This window comes from Rosettibacter firmus, from assembly GCF_036860695.1.
Taxonomy (GTDB): Bacteria; Bacteroidota; Ignavibacteria; order Ignavibacteriales; family Melioribacteraceae; genus Rosettibacter; species Rosettibacter firmus.
In genome coordinates this window covers 1,557,263-1,575,402 of the sequence record NZ_JAYKGJ010000001.1, presented here as the reverse complement: position 1 = coordinate 1,575,402, position 18,140 = coordinate 1,557,263, and the positions used below count along the sequence as shown (strand labels likewise).

At 28.5% G+C, this 18,140-nt stretch carries 18 protein-coding genes and 1 tRNA gene; 9 read left to right on the top strand and 10 right to left on the bottom strand.

The window, feature by feature from the left end:
* Positions 1 to 47: 47 nt before the first annotated feature.
* The gene (locus tag VJY38_RS06760) at positions 48 to 1,283 is read right to left on the bottom strand and encodes a DNA polymerase Y family protein (protein WP_353679918.1); all 1,236 of its coding nucleotides are present in this window, start codon (positions 1,281 to 1,283) and stop codon (positions 48 to 50) included.
* Positions 1,284 to 1,651: 368 nt separating this feature from the next.
* Entirely contained in the window at positions 1,652 to 3,718 is a 2,067-nt protein-coding gene (locus VJY38_RS06755; RefSeq protein WP_353679917.1) for an acetate--CoA ligase family protein, read from the bottom strand.
* Positions 3,719 to 3,884: 166 nt separating this feature from the next.
* On the opposite strand from VJY38_RS06755, the gene VJY38_RS06750 reads away from it, so the two are divergent.
* The 5 genes from VJY38_RS06750 (at position 3,885) to VJY38_RS06730 (ending at position 8,151) form a co-directional block, all read left to right on the top strand.
* Positions 3,885 to 4,085, top strand: a complete 201-nt coding sequence (locus VJY38_RS06750; RefSeq protein ID WP_353679916.1) for a hypothetical protein — start codon at positions 3,885 to 3,887, stop codon at positions 4,083 to 4,085.
* 110 nt (positions 4,086 to 4,195) lie between these two features.
* Complete coding sequence (locus tag VJY38_RS06745; RefSeq protein ID WP_353679915.1) at positions 4,196 to 6,181, top strand: GDSL-type esterase/lipase family protein; 1,986 nt, start codon at positions 4,196 to 4,198, stop codon at positions 6,179 to 6,181.
* A 107-nt stretch (positions 6,182 to 6,288) separates the two neighbouring features.
* A complete protein-coding gene (locus VJY38_RS06740) occupies positions 6,289 to 7,116 on the top strand; it encodes a class I SAM-dependent methyltransferase (protein WP_353679914.1) in 828 nt (275 codons plus the stop codon).
* 33 nt (positions 7,117 to 7,149) lie between these two features.
* The gene (locus VJY38_RS06735; protein ID WP_353679913.1) at positions 7,150 to 7,662 is read left to right on the top strand and encodes a hypothetical protein; all 513 of its coding nucleotides are present in this window, start codon (positions 7,150 to 7,152) and stop codon (positions 7,660 to 7,662) included.
* Between the two features lie 90 nt (positions 7,663 to 7,752).
* Complete coding sequence (locus tag VJY38_RS06730) at positions 7,753 to 8,151, top strand: GNAT family N-acetyltransferase (RefSeq protein ID WP_353679912.1); 399 nt, start codon at positions 7,753 to 7,755, stop codon at positions 8,149 to 8,151.
* Positions 8,152 to 8,454: 303 nt separating this feature from the next.
* Here VJY38_RS06730 and VJY38_RS06725 read toward each other — a convergent pair whose 3' ends face one another.
* Positions 8,455 to 8,886: an FKBP-type peptidyl-prolyl cis-trans isomerase gene (locus tag VJY38_RS06725; RefSeq protein ID WP_353679911.1), complete on the bottom strand. Its 432-nt coding sequence runs from the start codon at positions 8,884 to 8,886 to the stop codon at positions 8,455 to 8,457.
* A gap of 276 nt (positions 8,887 to 9,162) precedes the next feature.
* On the opposite strand from VJY38_RS06725, the gene trmB reads away from it, so the two are divergent.
* Positions 9,163 to 9,816 (top strand): tRNA (guanosine(46)-N7)-methyltransferase TrmB, encoded by a 654-nt coding sequence (gene trmB / locus VJY38_RS06720; RefSeq protein WP_353679910.1) that lies wholly within the window; start codon positions 9,163 to 9,165, stop codon positions 9,814 to 9,816.
* Here the strand turns inward: trmB and VJY38_RS06715 are convergent.
* Positions 9,800 to 10,243 (bottom strand): hypothetical protein, encoded by a 444-nt coding sequence (locus VJY38_RS06715; protein WP_353679909.1) that lies wholly within the window; start codon positions 10,241 to 10,243, stop codon positions 9,800 to 9,802. The genes trmB and VJY38_RS06715 overlap by 17 nt on opposite strands.
* 39 nt (positions 10,244 to 10,282) lie before the next feature.
* Positions 10,283 to 10,993, bottom strand: a complete 711-nt coding sequence (locus VJY38_RS06710; protein WP_353679908.1) for a pseudouridine synthase — start codon at positions 10,991 to 10,993, stop codon at positions 10,283 to 10,285.
* A 99-nt stretch (positions 10,994 to 11,092) separates the two neighbouring features.
* Between VJY38_RS06710 and VJY38_RS06705 the strand changes: the two genes are divergently transcribed.
* On the top strand, positions 11,093 to 12,667 hold the full coding sequence (locus tag VJY38_RS06705) for a sensor histidine kinase (RefSeq protein ID WP_353679907.1): 1,575 nt from the start codon (positions 11,093 to 11,095) through the stop codon (positions 12,665 to 12,667).
* Here the strand turns inward: VJY38_RS06705 and VJY38_RS06700 are convergent.
* From VJY38_RS06700 to VJY38_RS06680, 5 genes are read right to left on the bottom strand one after another with little or no spacing between them, the layout of a single operon-like run.
* Positions 12,618 to 13,637, bottom strand: a complete 1,020-nt coding sequence (locus tag VJY38_RS06700) for a hypothetical protein (RefSeq protein WP_353679906.1) — start codon at positions 13,635 to 13,637, stop codon at positions 12,618 to 12,620. The genes VJY38_RS06705 and VJY38_RS06700 overlap by 50 nt on opposite strands.
* 4 nt (positions 13,638 to 13,641) lie before the next feature.
* Entirely contained in the window at positions 13,642 to 14,628 is a 987-nt protein-coding gene (locus VJY38_RS06695) for a methyltransferase (protein WP_353679905.1), read from the bottom strand.
* A 14-nt stretch (positions 14,629 to 14,642) separates the two neighbouring features.
* Entirely contained in the window at positions 14,643 to 15,578 is a 936-nt protein-coding gene (locus VJY38_RS06690; protein ID WP_353679904.1) for a YitT family protein, read from the bottom strand.
* Between the two features lie 56 nt (positions 15,579 to 15,634).
* Complete coding sequence (locus tag VJY38_RS06685) at positions 15,635 to 15,955, bottom strand: hypothetical protein (RefSeq protein ID WP_353679903.1); 321 nt, start codon at positions 15,953 to 15,955, stop codon at positions 15,635 to 15,637.
* A gap of 21 nt (positions 15,956 to 15,976) precedes the next feature.
* Complete coding sequence (locus VJY38_RS06680) at positions 15,977 to 17,200, bottom strand: T9SS type A sorting domain-containing protein (protein ID WP_353679902.1); 1,224 nt, start codon at positions 17,198 to 17,200, stop codon at positions 15,977 to 15,979.
* Positions 17,201 to 17,844: 644 nt separating this feature from the next.
* Between VJY38_RS06680 and VJY38_RS06675 the strand changes: the two genes are divergently transcribed.
* Both VJY38_RS06675 and VJY38_RS06670 read left to right on the top strand, forming a co-directional pair.
* Positions 17,845 to 18,027, top strand: coding sequence for a hypothetical protein (locus VJY38_RS06675; protein WP_353679901.1), 183 nt, complete (start codon positions 17,845 to 17,847; stop codon positions 18,025 to 18,027).
* Positions 18,028 to 18,033: 6 nt separating this feature from the next.
* Positions 18,034 to 18,106 (top strand) — tRNA-Ala (locus tag VJY38_RS06670).
* The last annotated feature ends 34 nt before the right edge of the window (positions 18,107 to 18,140 follow it).

The window sequence follows — 18,140 nt, the reverse complement described above, 5'->3', positions numbered from 1 at the left end:
AAGCCAGTACAATTTATCAAAAAGTTAATTGATGTAAATTAAACTCATCAAATTTCTTCAATATCATCATCTTCTATTTCAACATTTGGAATTTGTGTAAATGCAATTCTCATTGGTGCTGAATTAACTGCGAAGTGTGAACCAGCAAAATATGCAGCTCCATATCCAAACTTTTTGTTTAATAAATCGATAGCATTGTTTAAGGATTTGAATTTATTATCATCTTCAAACAACGAAAGTGTATTATAATTTTCGAGCATAAGATTATAGAGAGTAACAGCAACAGCAATTGGTTTTTCTTTAATTGGAGGATAATCTTTCCACATTTCCTCGAAAGCTTTTATTAATGCAATTGTATTTTGAGTATGATTAAATGAAATTTCATTTCTCCATTTTTTCCCGCTTAAAAATTTTACTTTTATAGACATTGTACCGCATACAAATCCCATATATCTCAATCTCATTGCAGCTTTTTGTAATAGTCTATGCAAAACTGAATAAGCACCTTCTTTCGAACGGAGATCTGGCGGCATAACATGAGAATGACCTATTGTTGTTCGATGTGTGGGAGGACGTTTAACAATTTCTCCTCGTAATTGCATGTACATTCTTTCACCTTCAATTCCTCCCCACACTTTTCTTAACATAGATTTACTGGCATTACAGAGTTTTTCAACTGTATCAATTCCAAATTTTCGAAGACGTGGTTCCATTCTTCTTCCAATACCAACAAGATCACTCAATTTTAGAGAATACAAAATATGCGGTAAATCTTTTTCTTCAATTACAACAAGTCCATCAGGTTTTTGCATATCTGTTGCTGTTTTAGCAAGGTATTGATTTGGAGCAATTCCTATTGAACATTTTAAACATTCACCAACCTGTTTGTAAATTGTTTCTTTAATTTTTTTTGCAAGAGCTATTGCATTCTCTCTTTCCTGTTGTTTGCCAATCAATGTACACGACATTTCATCTATCGAATAAACTGCATCGACTGGAATACATGTTTCAATTGCCTGTATAAGTTTATGATGATATTCTATATAAACTCTATGTCTTGCCTGAACTATGTGTAATTCAGGACAAACTTTTTTTGCGTCTGCTACAAGTGTACCTGTTTTAATTCCATATTTTTTTGCCTCATAACTGGCTGCTATACAACATGTCGTATCAGCTTTAACTGGAACAACAGCTACTGGTTTCCCTCTTAGATGAGGAAATTGTTGCTGTTCACACGAGGCAAAAAATGAATTAAAATCAATAAATAAATTTCTTAGAGGCATTTTAAAAATTATTTTACTACTGAAATTATAACTATAATTTCTGAATTATAAAATGTAAAATGGAATTCAATCAATCTAGAGCTAAAATATTTATTCTTATTTGTGACTTGTAATAAACCATATTAGTCATATCCCGCAAAGCTATATATATCAAAATAGTTCTGAAAAAGAGATTATTCACTTCGTTCAGAATGACATAATAATATTCTGTGGCAATTAAAAGTAATTTTTAAAAAGCATCTTATTATTACTTTTCTTTTGAATTAACAACTTTAATTTTATACGAATTATGAATTCTCTTCTTTAAATCGAGAAAAAAATGGTAGATGGAAATTTATCATCAAATACTCAAAACAAATTATTAAGAACTAAACTTTAATATTAATTCTAACATCAACAACATAATAATTATCTTCTTTATCAATAATTAATGGATTTATATCAAATTCCAGTATTTCTGGATTTTCAATCATCATAAGTGCACAATTTTTTATAATATTTTTTAAATCATCAATGTTAACAGCTTTTTCTCCTCTTACGCCTTTAAGTATTTTTCCTATCTTTGTTGATACTATCATTTCATCAATATCTTCGCCTTTTAGATAGCATGATTTAATTACTATGTCATCATACACTTCTACATATTTACCTCCAAGACCAAACATAATTATAGGACCGAAAGAGTTATCTCTATATCCTCCAATTAATATTTCATATTTTGGATTTACATATTGTTGAATTAAAAATGCTTCCACTTCATATCCTTTGTGTCTAAAGTTAACTTTAATTTCTTCCGATGCTTTTAAAAGTTCATCTTCATTTTTGATATTCAGCATTACTGCATTCACTTCTGTTTTATGAATTACATTCTTATTTATCCCTTTTAATACAAGAGGGAAAAAATCCTTTTCAATATTTTTGATTTCTTCTGGCAGAAGCAACTTGCTTTTAACAAGGGGAATGTTATAATGTTTACAAAGTTTTTCAATTTCGTTATGGTCTAATATTCCACTTTTTGATGTTATACGATAACCACCAACCTTATGTCGATTCAAAAACTCAGACTTTCTAATAACTTTATTTTTATTTGAATACAGAAGCATATTTGAAATAATTTCTGCAGGATCTTCTGGATTTCTAAAAACTGGCTTTTTGTATTTTGAATTTAATTTATAGTATTGCCAGAATTCTGGAAGTGGCATTGCTACCTGAAAAATTGGCTTATTGCTTTCAATCGAATTTATCGATTCAATCACATCAAATGCTGAAACCATTACTGGTTCAACAAAAATTGAAATTATGGCATCAACATTTTCATCTTTAACTAATGTTTTTATTACATTAGTAAATGTTTGAGCATCACCATTAGGCAATAGATCAACTGGATTTTCTGCACTTCCTTCTGGATGAATTAATTTTTTTACTGTCTCTTTTGTTTCATTTGATAATGTCGATAAAATTAATCCTTCTTTTTCTAATTTATCCACACAGAGAATAGCAGGACCACCAGCATTGGTTACAACTGCAACTTTATTTCCTTTCGGTAATGGAAAATTTTCAAACCCCTTAGCTGTATTAAAAAGTTCATTCAAATTTTCTGCTCGAATAATTCCAAATTGCTTAAGTATTGAATCTACAACTCTATCCTGTGTACTCATTGCACCTGTATGAGAAATTGCTGCTTTCATTCCACTTAGAGTTCTTCCAGCTTTTAATATTATTATAGGTTTATGAAATTTCCCATCTAAAATATTTTTTATAAATCTCTCACCATCAGAAAAACTTTCGAGATATAATACAATGGTTCTAATATTATCATCATTCTGCCAGAACTCAACAATATCATTTTCGTTTACATCTGCTTTATTACCTACACTTATAAAATGTGCAAACTTAATATCTGTTTCTCTAAGTGAATTTAATACTGCAGCCCCGAGTGCACCACTTTGTGATAAAAATCCTGTTGAACCTTTTTCTGGTTTTTCAGCTACAAATGTTGCATTAAGTCGTACATCATCGAGAGCATTTATAACACCCATACAATTTGGACCTACTAATTTAGCCCCAGCATTTTTAGTAATTTCAAGAATTCTTCTTTCGAGTTCTTCACCTTCTTTACCCACTTCCTTAAATCCAGCTGTAACAAGAATTACCGATTTTACATTTTTCTTCATCAATGAGATTATTGAATCTTCTACTATTTGTTTTGGAACAACCACAATTCCCAGATCAATCTTCTCAGGAATTTCTTCAATTGAATGAAAGCACTTATACGATAAGATTTCATCTGCACGAGGATTTACAGGAAATATTTTCCCTTTATATCCATACTCTTTAATGTTCTTTAAAATTTCATATCCTATACTTTTTTCTTTACTTGATGCCCCAACGATGCATATTGATTCTGGATAGAAAAAGTTTTTTATAGAATCCATTTTATTTCTCACAAAATAAAAGAATACAAGAGCTATTATTTACAAATTGTTTACTAAATTAAAACATTTTATTCTTACTTAGTATTTAAAAATGATGTTTAACAGTGTTTGAGTTTTTTATTTTTTACTATTAACTTGTTTTATGTATAAAATTAAATAGAGATTTATGGAAATTAAAAAAGAAAACAAAAGTCAAAAGGTTAATTTGACTGAAGCTGATAAAGAAGAATATTCTACAAAAGTTAATTGTCCCAATTGTAATTCAAATAACACAATAATTATAGATCACAAAAAAATTACCAGTAAAAACCAGGAATGGATTTGTTTAACATGTGGATTTATATTTAACCAGAAAAATGCAATTTGAGTTATCACTATTACTTAATTCATAAATTAACATTTATTTTTCTAACAATAATAGAATAATTCAAAATTTTATTTGCTAAGAAATTTTCTACAACTATAAATAAATGGATTATGATAAGTAAAATAACAAACCAACTTTTTAATATTCAGATACTCTTGCTTCTGTTCTTATTTATAAACTCAAAATCTTTAATCAGCCAGACAAAAAAATGGGTTGGCACATGGGCTACTGCACCCCAACTTGTTGAACCCAATAATATGCCACCATCTCCAGGTTTAACAAATAATTCACTAAGACAGGTTGTAAGAGTTTCGATTGGAGGAGACACAATAAGACTTAAATTCTCAAATGAATTTAGCAACGAAGCTGTTACAATGAAATCAGTTCAAATTGCTGTATCAACTGGAGGAAGTTCAATTGACATAAGTACAAATAAAGAACTTACTTTTAATGGTAAACCAGAAATAACAATGAATCCAGGTACTGCTGTTGTATCCGATCCAATTGCATTTAATTTAAAACCAAGAATGGATGTTGCAATAACAATATATTATGGTCAAACATCATCAACAGTTACAGGACATCCTGGTTCTCGCACCACTTCATATTTATTGCCAGGAAATGATCCTTCGGTAAAAGATTTTAGTAATGCAATCAAAACAGATCACTGGTATAACATAAATGCAATTGAAGTTCTTGTCCCATCAAATTATGCAAGTGTAGCAATACTTGGTAATTCAATTACAGATGGAAGAGGTTCAACAACAAATATGCAAAATAGATGGACTGACATATTTTCAGAAAAACTTCTCAAAGATCCAAGAACACAACACATTGGTGTTTTAAATTTAGGAATTGGGGGGAATTGCGTTTTATCTGGTGGATTAGGTCCAACTGCAATTAGTCGTTTTGATAGAGACATCCTTTCTCAATCTTCCGTTCGATGGATTATTGTTTTCATTGGTGTGAATGATATTGGAAAAGTAACAACCGAAGAATCTGCTAAAACAACAGCTAATAATTTAATTGATGCATACAAACAGATGATAGCAAAAGCACATGCAAAAAATATTAGAATTTACGGTGCAACAATTACACCTTTCAAAGGGAATCAATATTATAATCAGTATAGTGAAATGTGTAGAAGTGTTGTTAATCAATGGATTCGTACAAAAGGAAATTTTGATGCCTGCATTGATTTCGATAAAATAATGCGAGATCCAGCCGATACATTAAAACTAATCTCTTCTTTTCAGAACGATGGATTACATCCAGATGCGGATGGATATAAAAAAATGGGGGAATCAATTGATCTGAATTTATTTACTGGAGAAGATACAGTATTTCAACAGGGCAAACTTGAGTATTTCTGGTTTGAAGCAGAAAAATTTGTTAAAAGCGGAAGTAATTTTAATGTAATATCAGATATTGCTGCATCGAATGGGAAATATATTACAGTAAAACCTGGTGTACAATCACTTAACTCTCCACCATCAAAAGAAGATCTGATTGAAATTCCTGTTTCAATTCTTTATGATACAACTTATAACATATTTGGTCGTATTAATTGTCCATCATACAATGATGATTCATTCTGGATAACAGTTGACAATGAACTATTTTATAATGCAAATGGATTAAAAACAAATGGATGGGAATGGTTTAAACTCAATAGTTATTCTTTAAAAAAAGGAAATCACATTCTAAAAATTGGTTACAGAGAAGATGGTGCTTGTCTTGATAAAATTTGCATTACCAATGATTTATTTGCTCCTGTTGGTATGGGCGGAATAGATTCAACATTATCTACTGTAAAATTAGAAACATTGCCAAAAGGATTTTTGCTTGAACAAAATTTTCCAAATCCTTTCAATCCAAATACAAATATCAGTTTCACAATTCCAGTAGATACATTTGTATCACTCAAAATATATGATACTTTAGGGAAAGAAATAACTTCTCTTGTATCCGAAAAACTTTTAGCAGGTAAATATTCAAAACAATGGAATGCCGAAGGTCTATCAAGTGGAGTATATTTTTATAGAATTAATGCTGGTAATTTTACTCAAACAAAAAAACTTGTTTTATTAAGATAAATCATAAAATAATTTATTCTACTAAAATTTTTTCATAACAAATTGAAACTTATCTCGTCTCAATAGATGAATTATGATAATTCTTTATTAAAAATAAAGAGTAAAAAATGAAAAGTTATCTCAACGAATTTAAAATGAATGAAATGATTGATGTACTGGATGAATTACCATTCTGGTCAGCTCCATTTGGTTTTAAGCTACTGGATTTTATCAATTACAAAAAAAATATAACTGCTTTAGATATTGGCTCTGGCACAGGTTTTCCTTTAATTGAAATAGCAATGCGATTAGGAAATAGTTCTAAAGTTTATGGAATTGATCCATGGAAAGAAGTTTTAGAACGCATTAGAAAAAAAATTAATTATTATGAAATCAACAATGTTACACTAATTGAAAGCTCTGCAGAAGTAATTCCACTTGATGATGAATCTATTGATCTTATTACAAGCAATAATGGAATCAATAATGTTACTGATATAGACAAAGTAATTTCTGAGTGCTCAAGAATCATGAAAAAGGATGGTCAATTTGTTTTTACAATGAATACAGAATTAACGATGATTGAATTTTATACACAATTAGAAAGTATTTTAAATGAGATGAAAATGGAATCAGAAGTAAAATTAATGCATCAACATATTTTAAATAAACGTCCACCAATAAAAAATATATTATCATTACTCAATAAATATGGATTTCAAATAAAAGATTTAGAACAGGCTCAATTTAACTACAGATTTGCAGATGGCACTTCAATGTTCAATCATTATTTTATTCGTCTTGCATTTATAAGTTCTTGGATAAAGTTATTACCAGAAGATAAAGTTGAAGAGATTTTTGATAAAATTGAAACTCGCTTTAATGAACAATCAATAAAATATGGAGAGATTAAACTCAGTGTTCCTTATGCTGTATTTAATACAATAAAAATGTAATCAATACAGGATGTTTTAAAGAAAGGATTTAATATGAATAAATCATCATTAATAAAAACATTAAAGAATTTAATGTTGTTTTTTATATCACTTACAATAATTTCATGTACCGAAAATGAGGAACCGACACCGCCCGATATTCCAATAAACCAATTACTTTCAGCACCCGATACAATAAGTATTGATTCAAGAAAAATATATTTATCAACTTATATGTGGCGTGATTTTCAACCAATCAGTCCACCCGATGGTAAACCTTTAACAGCATTAATTTATATTACAGCAAAAGACACGCTTAATATAAAAAACTTAATAACAGCAGATGCTTTGTGGATAGTTTACAATAATCAGGTATGGAAAACATGGTTATCAGATGAGATTGTTCCAGAAAATGAATTGATGCCAAATCGTATTGTGAAAATAGCACGCAATGGACCAAAGTGGGGACCAAATGTTACCGTCGATGTTATAGTACGAATCTTCAATAACAAAGGAAATTCATATTTATTAAAAGCATCTAATCAAAGAATTAATCGTACGGATTAGTACAACTAATTCCCAAATAAAATTACTTCTAATAATATCAACAGATTTAAATTAATCATAGCTCAATATCATAAACAATGGGAATTATTTATGCAAATAATCTATAAATATGATATTATTCCTGAAGTTGAACAAATAATCGAAGTTTTTAATAGTTCTGGTATAAAAAGACCAACAAATGATAAAGAAAGAATAAATAAAATGTTTTTTTATTCAAATCTTGTAGTTACTGCATGGGATGGAGAAAATCTTATTGGTATTGCTCGAGCTTTAACAGATTATTGTTATTGTTGTTATTTATCAGACCTTGCAGTAAAAAAAGAATATCAAAATAAAGGAATTGGTAAAAAGTTAATTGAACTTATTAGAGAAAAAATTGGAGAACAAAGCATGCTTCTTTTACTTTCGGCTCCAAATGCTATGGAATATTATCCAAAAATTGGATTTGAAAAAGCTGAGAATGCTTTTATAATCAAAAGAACCAAGTAAAGTGTTAATATATAATTATAAAATTTATTAACAACATAATAAAAAATTCTAAATCTGTTTTTTAATTTTAATTAATAATTCTTGGTAAAATCTAAAAATCTTTTATTATAAAACTTGTATTCTTCATAAATAATAAATCAAATCTTCAACTCATTAATTATACCCTAAAATTCTATGTTATGCATGTTCAGATTATTTCAAAAGTAGTTTTATTGATACAACAAATAATATTTTTAAGCGACTCACCATATTAGCAAGTCGCTTATTATATAACTTTAATAATTTTCTAATATGAAAATATTTTTATGATACAATTTCGATTAGCTGAATATTAAAATTCAAATCCTCACCTGCCAATTCATGATTTGCGTCAATCATTACACCATCAGGAAGAACTTCCACAACTTTTAATGCAATTATTTGATGATCTGCTGTTTCCATGTGAAGTTTCATTCCAACTTCAGGATTTAAATCTGGTGGAAGATTAGCATTGCTAATCTTAATTATCAGATCATCTCTTCTTGGACCATAAGCTTCATCTGATGGTATTGTAATATTAATTGATTCACCTGGTTGTAGTCCAATTACTGCCTCTTCAAATTTTTCAAGAATTGTTCCGTCGCCAATTGTAAATTCTAAAGGTTCACCTCCTAATGACGAGTCAAATTGTTGACCATTATTTAGTGTCCCGGTATAATGAACCCTTACAGTATCTCCGCTTTTTGCTATTGCCATATTTAATTACCTCCAACGACTATAGTCGTTTTTTAATTTGATTTGTTATTTTTTTTATTTAATTGGTTTCCTATTGTTAACAGATTTGTCAACTAGCAGGTTGCAACAAGAAGGAACAATGAGTGAAAGAGAAGCAACCACTCCAAATATAAACAATTATATATTTATCCAAAAATTAGAAGTCCATTAAATATATTTTTAAAGCAAAAAACTAATAGTTCTTATTTAAGTAGAAAAAAATTATTAACTATTTTTGCCAAAAACATTTTTAATAAAATGCCAAGAAGAAAACACATAAAAATTGCTGAAGTTAGAACATTTGAGAATGTGTTCGATTATAAACAGGAAAATGTAGAACAACATATTATAAATTATCTTGGTTCTGATAAACCTGTAACATTAGAACTTGGATGTGGTCAAGCCGATTATTCTATTAACCTTGCAAAACTTTATCCTCATAGAAATTTTATTGGTGTTGATCGTAAAGCAGCACGTTTATGGAATGCATCAAAAAATGCAAATAGCGAAAAATTAAAAAATGTAGCTTTCTTAATTGCTTATATTGAAAAACTAAATGAAATTTTTCAACGAATAAAAGCTGAAGAAATCTGGATTACATTTCCAGATCCATACCCAAGAAGAAGTAGCATCAAGAAACGTCTTGTACATCCAAGATTTCTTGAAGTTTATAAAAACATTTTACTACCAGAAGGGAAAATTTTTCTTAAGACTGACGATGATACTCTTTATGCTTATACACTAAAAGTAATTGAAGAAGAAAAACTCATTTTACATAAATCAACAGATGATCTTTATAAATCAGATTTACTTTCAGAAGAAGAAAAAATTCAAACGAAATATGAAAAGCAACATTTAGCCGAAGGAAAGAAAATTAAACTTGTTTGTTTTTCTTTTAATGATATTGCATAGCTTTTATAATCAGTTCTACTTTGTAATCTGTCTTTATAATTTCCTTCCCGAATTCGGGATAGGGCATTAAAGAATTCAATTTTATAAAATAATTATAAACAATCACCGATTTCGGTTCTAAGTATGTATGAAGATATTCATGAGTAACATCATTATCTTTTTTAAATTTGAGTTTAACTTCTCCATCTCCAGCCCAAATACACATTACATTAATTGGACAGCGGGAATCTGAAACAACATCCTCAAAATAAATTTCTAACTTGTTATCGATCAAAACTTTTTGATTATAATTTAGAACAACTATTATTGAATCAACTTGATTGAGTGAATAATTAATAATTTCAGGAGTTATAATTCCCTCTTGTTCAAAACAAGAATTAAATATTAAAGTCATAATAACCAATAATGCAAGAGCACCTTTTTTCATCCCAACCCTCCTTACAATTACAAAATAAAAATAAGAAATTTATTTAAATAACTGTATCTCCTTTGTGGTCAAAAATCTAAATTTTCCTTTAGGAAGATTTCCTAATTTAATTTCTCCAATCGATATTCTTATCAACCTCAAAACATCAACACCAAAAAATGAAAGCATTCTTCTTATGTGCCTATTTTTTCCTTCATCAAGAATTATTTCGAGCCAGCTATTCTTTTTGCCTGCTCTTATAACTTTAGCATCTTTTACTTTTAAGAACTCATTATCAATCAAACATCCTTTAATTAAATTATTAATCAAATCTTCATCAGCAATTTTATTTATCTGAACATGATATTTTTTTTCAATGTGAGATTCAGGTGAAATTATTTTATTTGCCCACTCAGTATCATTTGTGAATAACAACAATCCTTCACTTGCTTTATCAAGTCTACCAACAGGAAAAATATATGGTAAATCATAATTCTCAAAACACTTAAAAACTGTGTCTCTATTTTTTTCGTCTGACAATGTTGTTACTAAACCTCGCGGTTTATTTAAAGCGATATAAATCCCGATAGTCTGATTAATTGTTTTATCTTCCACCTGAATTTTGTCGCTGTCAATATCTACTCTCTTTTTAATATCCTTAACTACTTTTCCATTAACCAGAACTTTTCCTTCGATTATCAAACTTTCAGCTTTTTTTCTCGAACAAAAGCCAAGTTTAGATAGTGCACGTGGTAGACTTACAATTTTCATAAATTCTAACAAATTGAAATATATTTTCCTAACAAAACCATTAAAAAATATTTTTAATTCTTCGATTATAGAACGTGTATATTAAATTACGAGTATTGCTTGAAAAACTTAATACTAAAAATATTCAGAAAAAAACATCATCAAAAAATAAATTTATGCGAAGAAAAATATAACCATATTTTAAAAAGCCTTAATGCTATTTCCTACCAGATCAACATTCAAAATCCAAATTTTATTTATATGGAAGGTTGTGTTGAAGAATTGACAGGATACAAACCAGAAGATTTCATAACAGGGAAACAATTCTGGTTTCATATAATCCATGAAGACGATTTAAAAAATGTAATTAAAGAATCAAATAAATTAATTACAAATAATAATTACATAGCTGATAATGAATACAGAATAATTAATAAAAATGGTGAAATAAAATGGGTTAGAGACATCGCAAATTCTAAAGTTGTGAATGGGAAAAAATTTATTATGGGTTTACTTTATGACATTACAAAGCAAAAAGAAAAAGATGAAGAGTTATTATTTATAAAACAATCAATAGAAAATGCAAGACTTCCTATTTTCTGGATTAATGCCAAAGGTGAAATACTATACGTAAATAAATCAGCCTGTGAAAAATTAGAATACAAGAAAGACGAACTCCTTAAGATGACGGTTTTTGATATTGATAAAAGCATTAAAAAAGATAAATGGGAAACTCACTGGCAAAAAACTCTCGATAAAAATTCTTATACATTTCAAACTATTCATACAACAAAATCGGGAAAAGAAATTCCTGTAGAAGTTTTTGTAGACACATATAAATTTAAAGACAAATTTATTCATACAGATTTTGTTCTCGATATATCTGAAAGAATTGCACATGAAAAAGAATTGCTGGATGCAAAAGAAAAAGCTGAAATTTCTGATAGATTAAAATCTGCATTCCTTTCACAAATGTCTCACGAAATCCGAACGCCACTTCAAAAAATCTTAGGTTTTGTTTCACTTATAAGAGATTATCTTGAATCATCATTAAATTATGTTGATAAAGAAATAGAAGATTATTTTACTTCGATTAATCTCTCAAGCAAAAGACTGATAAGAACAATTGATACAATTTTAAATATGTCCGAAATGCAATTAAATTCTTATACACCAGTCTTTATTGAAAGAGATTTGTATCCCCTGATACTCGATTTATATAATGATTTCAAACACGAAGCAGAATTAAAAAAACTAAAATTTGATCTCGTTGCTCTAACTGAATTTACAAAAGTTAAAATTGATGAGTACAGTACCATTCAGATTTTTGAAAACCTGATTGACAATGCAATCAAATATACAGATGCTGGTGAAGTCAAAATTATAGTTGGTCGAAATAACAATAATACTCTTTTTGTAGAAATAAGTGACACTGGCATTGGGATGAGTGAAAAATATATAGAAAGATTATTTCAACCTTTCAATCAAGAAGAGATAGGATACACAAGAAGATACGAAGGACTTGGTTTAGGTCTTGCACTCGTAAAAAAATATTGTGATTTAAATAATGCAACAATTGATGTTAGCAGTAAGAAGGGAGAAGGTACAAGCATAAGAATTATATTTCCTTCCTCTATCCCTGGTATTAATTACTCAAACGATTCTTTGCGTCGAGTTGAACTAAATAGATTTTAGTATCGGTGTTTTTAATAACATTTTTTTCTATCAAATATTCTGTGGCTTCTGTAACAATAAATTGATAAGTCCACATTAACCATTCTTTAAACGAAGTTTCTTCTTTATAATGAGAGTTTAAATAATATTTAACAAGAAGTGGCTTTTGTTTATTAAGATTTTCAATTAAATCTTTTGTTATTATTGATGCCATTTCTTCAAATAGTTTTTCGTTCCAATCATTATTTAAAAGCATATAATTTTGCTCTGAAGTAATTCCAGCAAGAGCTTTATTGTTCTTGAACTTAAAATCTCGAGTGTAAGTAAATATAATCTGATTTTTTTCTTTATAAATTCTGTTTAAGAAGATATTATCCAGATTATTATTTATTTGAAATAGTGCTGCAAAATAATTCTTATCTCCCCGCTGTGGAATATTCGCTCTTATAAATTTTTCCTGAATATTTTTTAATTGCCAGTTATTCAACATTACATTACTTAATATGAACAACGAAGCATCATCGAAAGAAGATTTATTTAATGCTGCTTTTTTTCTATTCGTAAAAAATTCTGAATAAGCTTCCTTGACTAATGGGAGTCTATCAATTACAATTTCTGCTGCCATTTTACCAATTGGTTTTGCAATTTTTTTCAATTCTTTTTGACCTTCAGAATCAATAATCATACAGGCAGGAACAAATTTACCATTATCTTTTTTCTTGATTAAACCATTACCAAAAAGTTGATTTATTTTTTCATCGTATTGAATATCAGTCAAGTTTAGATGTTCTTTAATTTCATCTTCTGAAAAATTATTATGAAGTAAAACTAATATCTTTATTAATTGATCCTGATTAAATTCATTTTCTATTGAATCGATCTGGGGAATAGTTAAAAATGTAAATTTACTTTTCAATATCTCTTCGGCATTTTTTTCTGGCTTACACGAAGAAATAATTACTAATAAACTTAAAAATAAAATTCTCTTCATAGTTTTAATCTTTATAACCAATTAATAAAGAAAAGCCAAAGCCAGTATCTTTTCTTTCCATTTTTTTAATTCCAGCATCATTCAACCATTCTCTCATTTCAGTTTCTGTATAAGTATCACCATTCTTTGTTCCAACGAGCATATTAATAGCAAATATAGCACCACCTTCGGGTTTAATTCTATCTTCGTCCATTATCCAATCTTTAATAACAATCTGTCCATTTTCATTGAGTGAATCATAACATTTTTTTATCAACAATTTATTCTCTTCATAACTATTGATATGAACAATTGCAGAAAGAAAAATTAAGTCATATTGATTACCAAAATTATCTATGAGATAATTCCCTTCAATAAATGAAATATTTTCTTTCAAAGAAAAATTTTCCACATATAATTTTGTTAAAGGAATCACTTCGGGTAAATCAAAAATTACAGCTTTAATTTCAGGATTTGCTTCTATAAATTTCATTGAAAAAGCTCCTGAGCCACCACCAACATCGAGCATTTTTTTTACTCTTTTAAGATCAATCATATATGAAACAACCGTTGCTTCTTTTAAAGCACGGTAATGCATTGCAGCAATAAAAGATTTAGTCCATTTCGAATTCTCAAGATCTCTTTTATAAACTGAATGACCTTTTCTAACTGCTTCTGTTAAAGTACTCCACGATTTCCATAGTTCGTTGGTATGAAACAATCCTCCCATAAAATCTGGTTTATTTTCTACAAGGAATTGAGAAGCACTTTCAGTATTATAAAATTTGCCATTAATTTTTTTTAATAATCCCATAGCACATAAAGCATTCATTAGTCGATCTGTTGCTCGCCAATCTGTATTTATTTTTTCTGCAACTTCTTTTGACGTGAGCAAATGTTTATCAAGGACAGTAAAAATTTTCAGTTCAACTGCAGTTAATAAAATTCTACTTTGTTGAAATGAACTGGCTAATGCCCTTAAATCTTCTGATGTAAAAAATTCTTTTTCCATAAAAATGTTTTATATTAAATTCTTCTTCTAAATCCCTCTCCAAGTACTTCGTGAACATTATAAATAATCACAAAAGCTGAAGGGTCAATAGCCTTTACAACATCAACCAGTTTAGATACTTCTCTTAAAGGAACAACAGTGAGTAGCATTTCTCGTTCAATATTTCTGAATGTTCCACGTGTTTTAACTGCAGTGCAACCTCGTCCCATCTCTTTTAAGATTGATTCAATTAATTCCTCATATTTATCAGAAATTATATATGCTGCTCTTGCATAATCGAATCCATCAAGAATCATATCAATTAATCGAGATGATACAAAAAGTAAAAATATAGCATAAAAGGTAAGAGTTAATGCTGGTCTTTCTGGCGATAGATTTTTTGCATCAATAATAAAACCTGCGAGAGCTATAACAAAGAAATCAATCAGCATTATTGCCTGTCCTGGTTTTATTCCAAAACGTTTATGAAGTATCGAAGCAACAATATCAGAACCAGCAGTTGTACCTTTGAATTTGAAAATTATTCCTAATCCAATTCCAAGCAATACAGAACCAATAATAATCATAAACAAAAAATCATTTTTATAGAGATCTAAAACAGCTTGAGATTTATGCAATTGAATTGAATGCAATCCAGGAATATCACCTCTAAATAAATCAATAAAAAATGAATTAAGAGAAAATCCAACAAAAGTTCGCATCCCAAATTTTTTGCCTAATTCTTTCAAGCCCCAGATAAATAAAGGAATATTAAGAATCCAGACAAGAGTACCAACAGAAATTTTATTGCCAGATAGATAATAAATTGCCATTGCAAGTCCACTTACTCCACCAGGAACTACTCTTGCATCAACAAGAAAGACTCCAATTCCCAGAGACATAATTGCAGCACCAATTACAATAGCAGTATAATCTATGATTGGATATTTTTTGATTATCTTTTTCAACATATTAAAATCATTTATTGAATTACGAAAAAATAGTAAGACATTAATTGGAAAAAAAATTACAACTCGCCTTTTTTGTACATTAATTGAGTTTTTATTCTTAAAAGTTGTCGTTCAATTATTAAATCTGCTAACTTTTCTGGAATATTAGTTTTATCTTTTGAATGTAATATTTTATGCACCTTATTTTCATCCACATCAATTCTATATAGATTAATTATAAAACGATCAAAGTTTTGCGACATCATTTCTTTAATTTTTTCAATCAAATATTTTCTGATATGCTCTTGCTCGGCATTTACGGGAAGAGATTCCTCTGGCAAGGATAAATCTTTACTTAATTTCTGAATTAATAACGAATTAATCTCTTTATCTGCCATAATAAATTTTATTTAATTAATTTACTTTATATAAACCATTACTCTTGTTTCCGAAAAATTCTCTGCTACTAATTTATAAAAATAAATACCAGATGATAGAGAGAACTTTTCCGCATTAAATTTTATTTGATAATTGCCAGCTGATTTATAATCATCAACCAGAGTTGTTATTTCGTTGCCGAGCAGATCATAGACTTTTAATTTTATAAATGAAGGATATGATATAGAATATGAAATTGTTGTTTCGCTATTAAATGGATTTGGATAGTTCTGATTAAGATGAAAAGTAAATCGATTATTAAGCTCATCAATATTTGTTGTACCAGTAAATTTGAATATTGCATAAACAGGTAAATGATCCGAAGCAGAAATTAAAGAATCTGCCAGCACTCTTTGATAAGGATTGAGACCATAATTAATTGATTTACCAAAATGCTTTCCATCATTTCCAACAACTGTATATGAGTTTTCTACATATTCAATTCCGCCAGGATCTTTCACAGCCTGAGAAATAAGTATCATATCAAATCTTACTGTTAAATTTTCTGCATACATTGTGTGAGTAAAAGCATAATCTGGATTATCTCCCCATTCACCAATAGCATCAAGTGGATCGAGCACGTATCCTTTATAACTTTTATCTATTAATTTTTGAATTGCAGGTTCAGAACCTAAGAGTGTATTAAAATCTCCAAGTATAATAAAATTCTTATTCGAAGGAAGTTGTGAAGTCCTTTTACGTATTGAATCTGCTGCAACGCCTCTTCTCCGAATATTCTCGGAATTATCACTTGTTATACTATTTGCTTTAAGGTGAACAGAAAAAATAATTAATGTATCATTTGTAGTTCTATGAACAACAGGAAATTCATTAAATGGGCGTGTTTCTGCTGGATGAATAAAATTTCCAAGAGAAATAAATTTATCCTCTTTATAAAAAAGAACACTATTCATATTTTCTGATTCAACGAAATCTGCAACTGCATAATTATTATCCAGAACATAATTCATAAGTTGATTAACAGATGCTAAATCTCTTACTTCCTGACAAACAAGTATATCAGGTTTAACATAATTAATTACATACTTTAATGCTGGATTATCCCAATCCAATCTTGTTGGATTGTCGGGAGTAGGATTATATGGTGTATAATCATGAATATTATAAGTCATTATCTTAATATACTGTTGAGAATAAAAGTACTGATTTAATAGCAATAAAATTAGAATAAGAATTTTCTTCATAAATAAACCTGTTTAATAAAATTATGTTACCTATTTAAACTCTCTAAAAGAAAAATAAAAAATAAAGTGATTATCTAAAATGAAACTACATTAAATAATATTAAAAAGTATAAGTGAAATCTTATTGTTCCTAACCAATTATAAAAAGAAAGTATTCTGGTATTGAAATTTTAGTAAAGAAATTTGTATTAATAAATCAAAATACAAGAAGATTGAATTCACTGCATAATACAAATATAAAATACCTGTTTAAATTACATTTTCATTAATTGAATGAATTTTTATCCTGCAAAACAAATAACATGAGACCAATTCAGAAAAGATTACATAAAGAAAAAACAATTATGCAGAACTTATAACTAAGTTTTTAATCCGATACATGATTACCAAAATGTATCAATGAATTTTGCAGAACTTAATTTATCCAATTAAGAATTTATAATCAGTATTAAATCAACCATTGATTAAGAAAGCTAATATAATTCCAGGTGATTCAACTACTTCAGATAAACATAAAAAATTTTTTATATTCATATTATAGAATTCAGTTATTTGATAAAATTGTAGATTTACAATATTAAAGACAGTAAAAAGAAGAAATTGCAAGTAACATAAATCATTTATAGAATCAATTAAATAAACAAATGAGTTCATTTTCCTGTCAATTTTTAGATACAGAAAAGAGTTACTGCATACGACTTAAAAAAGACTGCATACCTGGTCGTAATGGATGTGTATTAAAAGGAAGATATGTCTTTGCAATACCTGCTGAGAAAAGGATTAATAACGAAACAACGAAAAAGCAGAGTGATACAAAAAAGAAATAGAATAAAGGGGCTGTAGCTCAGCTGGGAGAGCAGCACGTTCGCAACGTGCACGTCGAGGGTTCGAATCCCTTCAGCTCCACAAGTTAATAAACTACTGGTGATTTTATACATAC